Here is a 2,719-nt window from a genome sequence, read left to right as displayed (position 1 = left end):
CGACGATTGAAGGCACATCAGCAATTGGCGATTCTGCGTGCGGCCCTTCAAGCTCACCACAATCCCATGACGATCAACCCCGTTGCCCACGTCACGAGCGTCGCGTAACATTCATTCCGGCAACGTCGGCCAGACCTAGTTCAACACCGATCGGGACATCCCCTCCGCGCAGTAATCCAGGCGTCTCACGGATTGATCTCAGGGATGGCACGCGCCCCTGATGTTGGCGACGTCTAAATAATTTTCGACGCGTCATCGGAAGATTTGCTTTCGCTCGCCTTCTGGATACTTACCTGCCCCGTAAACCCGGGATCTTTTGCAACACTTGCTGATGACCGCGCCTTTTAAGCGAAGCCACAGTGTCGTGGTTTTGCATCTGCGCCTGGAACGCCGATGCAGGAGGGCCGTCCTCCATCTCTCATAAAGCTGTACGCATTAAATTTGGTTATTCACCTCCTTCATGCTCTGCAGCACACCATGCCAGAGAATGTTGACCAGATCACCGCGGCGGCCCCGGAAGATGTAGAGATCGCCGGCATGAGGATCGCGCTCCAGGCTCTCCTGAACGGTGAGAGCCCAGCTTCGCATGCCGCGGCGCATGTCGATGTAGCCGGTAGCGATCCAGACCCTGACGCCGCTCGGAATCGGGATCATCGGCGCCGCAAGAGCTCAAGAACCTGCTGCAGCGTCTCAACGTCCACGTCACGGTCAACGCGAACACGACAGCCGCCGCCAAGCTCGATCTCTATGATTCCAGCCCTTGGACGCTGCGCAGGTGGTGAAGACGTCGGTTGTGGCGCGCCACTCGAGATCGGAGCCGCCACAGGCGTGATCTCGACGGGAACAAGAGCAGGCGCGGCATCTCCGCCCCAGTCGACCCTGGCGCGCCAACCGGCGCCATGTGAACAATTGGCTCGCAGACAACCCGTTGCGCCGCGCGTCACCGACGCCAATCGTGGCCCGTCGTAGCTCTCGGCAACGATCCGCTGCTTCTCCTCGAATGTCCAATGGCGCCGAGCGCCCGTCGAGACAACTTCCAGCCGAGAGACCTTCGGCACAGGCGTATGGTCAGTCATACGCCTATGTCTTCAATCTCCATCACACCTCGCAAGGCGGCCTTCGCCGGAGCGATACGGTCAGGTCGACCCCGACTATAATGTTCGAGATCCTGCCATTACTATGGATGCGCGCCGACATGTTCGCTATGCGCGAATTCCTCACCAGCCGCATCACCAGCACGTTCTTCGCGCTGACGATCGACGGGTCCAAGGACCATCCGGCAGAGGATGGATGGATTCGATCTCGCCGGCTTCAGCGGCCAGTCGGAGCGTCTTGGGCGCGATCTTCAGGAGCTTTGCGGCGTTGCCAAGGTTGAGCCATGGCTCGATCCCGTCCTCGGCGGGCTTGAACACCGGGATGTGGTAGTTCGAGCGCATTGATGTGACGCGCTCGCGGGTCCAGCGATTGCCGTTACCGGTCTTGCGGCCGTTGCGATTGAGGAGGCCAGCAATCAGATCGTCGCTGGCGATAAGCACCAGTTGACGCACGGCCTGGACGATATCGGCAGAGGTGCTGTTGCGCTGTCCGCGCCGGCGCTTCGGCAAGCGCAACTCGCTGTGGGCGCCCCCTACCCCATGGACCATGAGAACGATCTCCGAGGCCGCGTCGTCGATATCGGCCACGACCTCATGGATGAGGGTGCGCACACTGCGCTTCTTGAGGCGAGCATCCATCGTCGGCGCATCCCAGACGGTTTTGAGGTTCGAGGCCAGAACGCCGAGCGAGGCTGGATCAGCAAGGGGTGAGGGCATCGCCGCATCATGCATGGCGATCTTGGCCTCAACCTCCGCCGCGTGAGCGAGCGCTCTGTTCCAGCGGGCTTCCAGCTCACTGGTCACCAGCCGGTTCGCGGGATCAGCGGCATCGTATTGCCGGAAAGCCCTGTCGGCGGCATAGCGCGCCGCTTCGAGGTCGCGACTGAGGGCATCGCGTACCTGATCGCGCCGTTCCCTGGCTCCCTTGGCGGCAGCGGTTGCGGCAGCGCCCGGACCGACGACTCCAAGCAGTGCTTCCTCGATGGCGTCATCGACGCGCAGTCCGCCGAAGGCGATGCAGTGGGCCCCGCCATTGTCCATCCAGGCGCGGCTGCAGCTGTAGCGCGGGATATGGCTTTCCATGCCGGAGGACCGGAGTATGAGCTTGGGACCGCAGCGCTTGCAGCGGATCAGACCGGCCAGCAGCGCGTCACCATGCTTGGGCGCGCCGTGATGCCGACTGGTGGGAACATTGCTGCTGATCATGGTGCGAATCGCCTCGAACTTCTCCCAGCTCACATACCTTCGTGAGTGTTGGGCTTCAGCGTCAGCCATTCGTTCCGCGCCTTGCGGCGGATCTTCACGCTCACGCCTGCAGTGCTGTATCCCGCCGCCACAGCTGTCTTACCATAGGCATAGGCGCCGCCGTAGACCGGGTTCTCAATGATCCGGTGGATGGCGGAGTAGTTTGGTCGCCGCCAGGCCGTGTCGCCGTTGGTCTGCTTCACCGGCAGATCGAGATTGTACTCGCGGAGCCAGCAGAGCGCCTGTCGCGCGCTGCCCAGTTCCTCGACCTTGTCAAACACCAGCTTGATCGCTTCCTGGACGCGGAGCTATGCGGAATTTTGGGTGATGAGGTGATCAGGCGGCGTGGTTTGCCGGCATTTGGATGACCTCGATGCCGT

3 protein-coding genes and 1 pseudogene are annotated in these 2,719 nt (G+C 61.8%); 1 reads left to right on the top strand and 3 read right to left on the bottom strand.

Annotation, left to right across the window (positions count from 1 at the left end; all coding sequences use genetic code 11):
• Positions 1-435: 435 nt before the first annotated feature.
• Complete coding sequence (gene tnpB, locus AC5ZGW_RS45660; RefSeq protein ID WP_130231786.1) at positions 436-654, bottom strand: IS66 family insertion sequence element accessory protein TnpB; 219 nt, start codon at positions 652-654, stop codon at positions 436-438.
• A 502-nt stretch (positions 655-1,156) separates the two neighbouring features.
• Here tnpB and AC5ZGW_RS45655 point away from each other — a divergent pair.
• Positions 1,157-1,267 (top strand): annotated as a pseudogene (locus AC5ZGW_RS45655) (DUF1419 domain-containing protein); the annotation flags it as partial.
• Here AC5ZGW_RS45655 and AC5ZGW_RS45650 read toward each other — a convergent pair.
• A complete protein-coding gene (locus tag AC5ZGW_RS45650) occupies positions 1,230-2,300 on the bottom strand; it encodes a recombinase zinc ribbon domain-containing protein (protein WP_245475238.1) in 1,071 nt (356 codons plus the stop codon). The pseudogene AC5ZGW_RS45655 and the gene AC5ZGW_RS45650 sit on opposite strands and share 38 nt — an antisense overlap.
• 29 nt (positions 2,301-2,329) lie before the next feature.
• Complete coding sequence (locus AC5ZGW_RS45645) at positions 2,330-2,620, bottom strand: recombinase family protein (protein ID WP_245475237.1); 291 nt, start codon at positions 2,618-2,620, stop codon at positions 2,330-2,332.
• Positions 2,621-2,719 lie beyond the last annotated feature (99 nt).

The organism is Bradyrhizobium sp. Crot121, from assembly GCF_059512385.1.
The sequence above is the reverse complement of the archived record's forward strand: the minus strand, read 5'-3'. Positions and strand labels throughout refer to the sequence as shown.

What these genes read in the sequence shown, in the direction of transcription:
- AC5ZGW_RS45650 (WP_245475238.1), bottom strand. Translation starts at nt 2,300, where the DNA reads ATGATCAGCAGCAATGTTCCCACCAGTCGGCATCACGGCGCGCCCAAG.
- tnpB (WP_130231786.1), bottom strand. Translation starts at nt 654, where the DNA reads ATGATCCCGATTCCGAGCGGCGTCAGGGTCTGGATCGCTACCGGCTAC.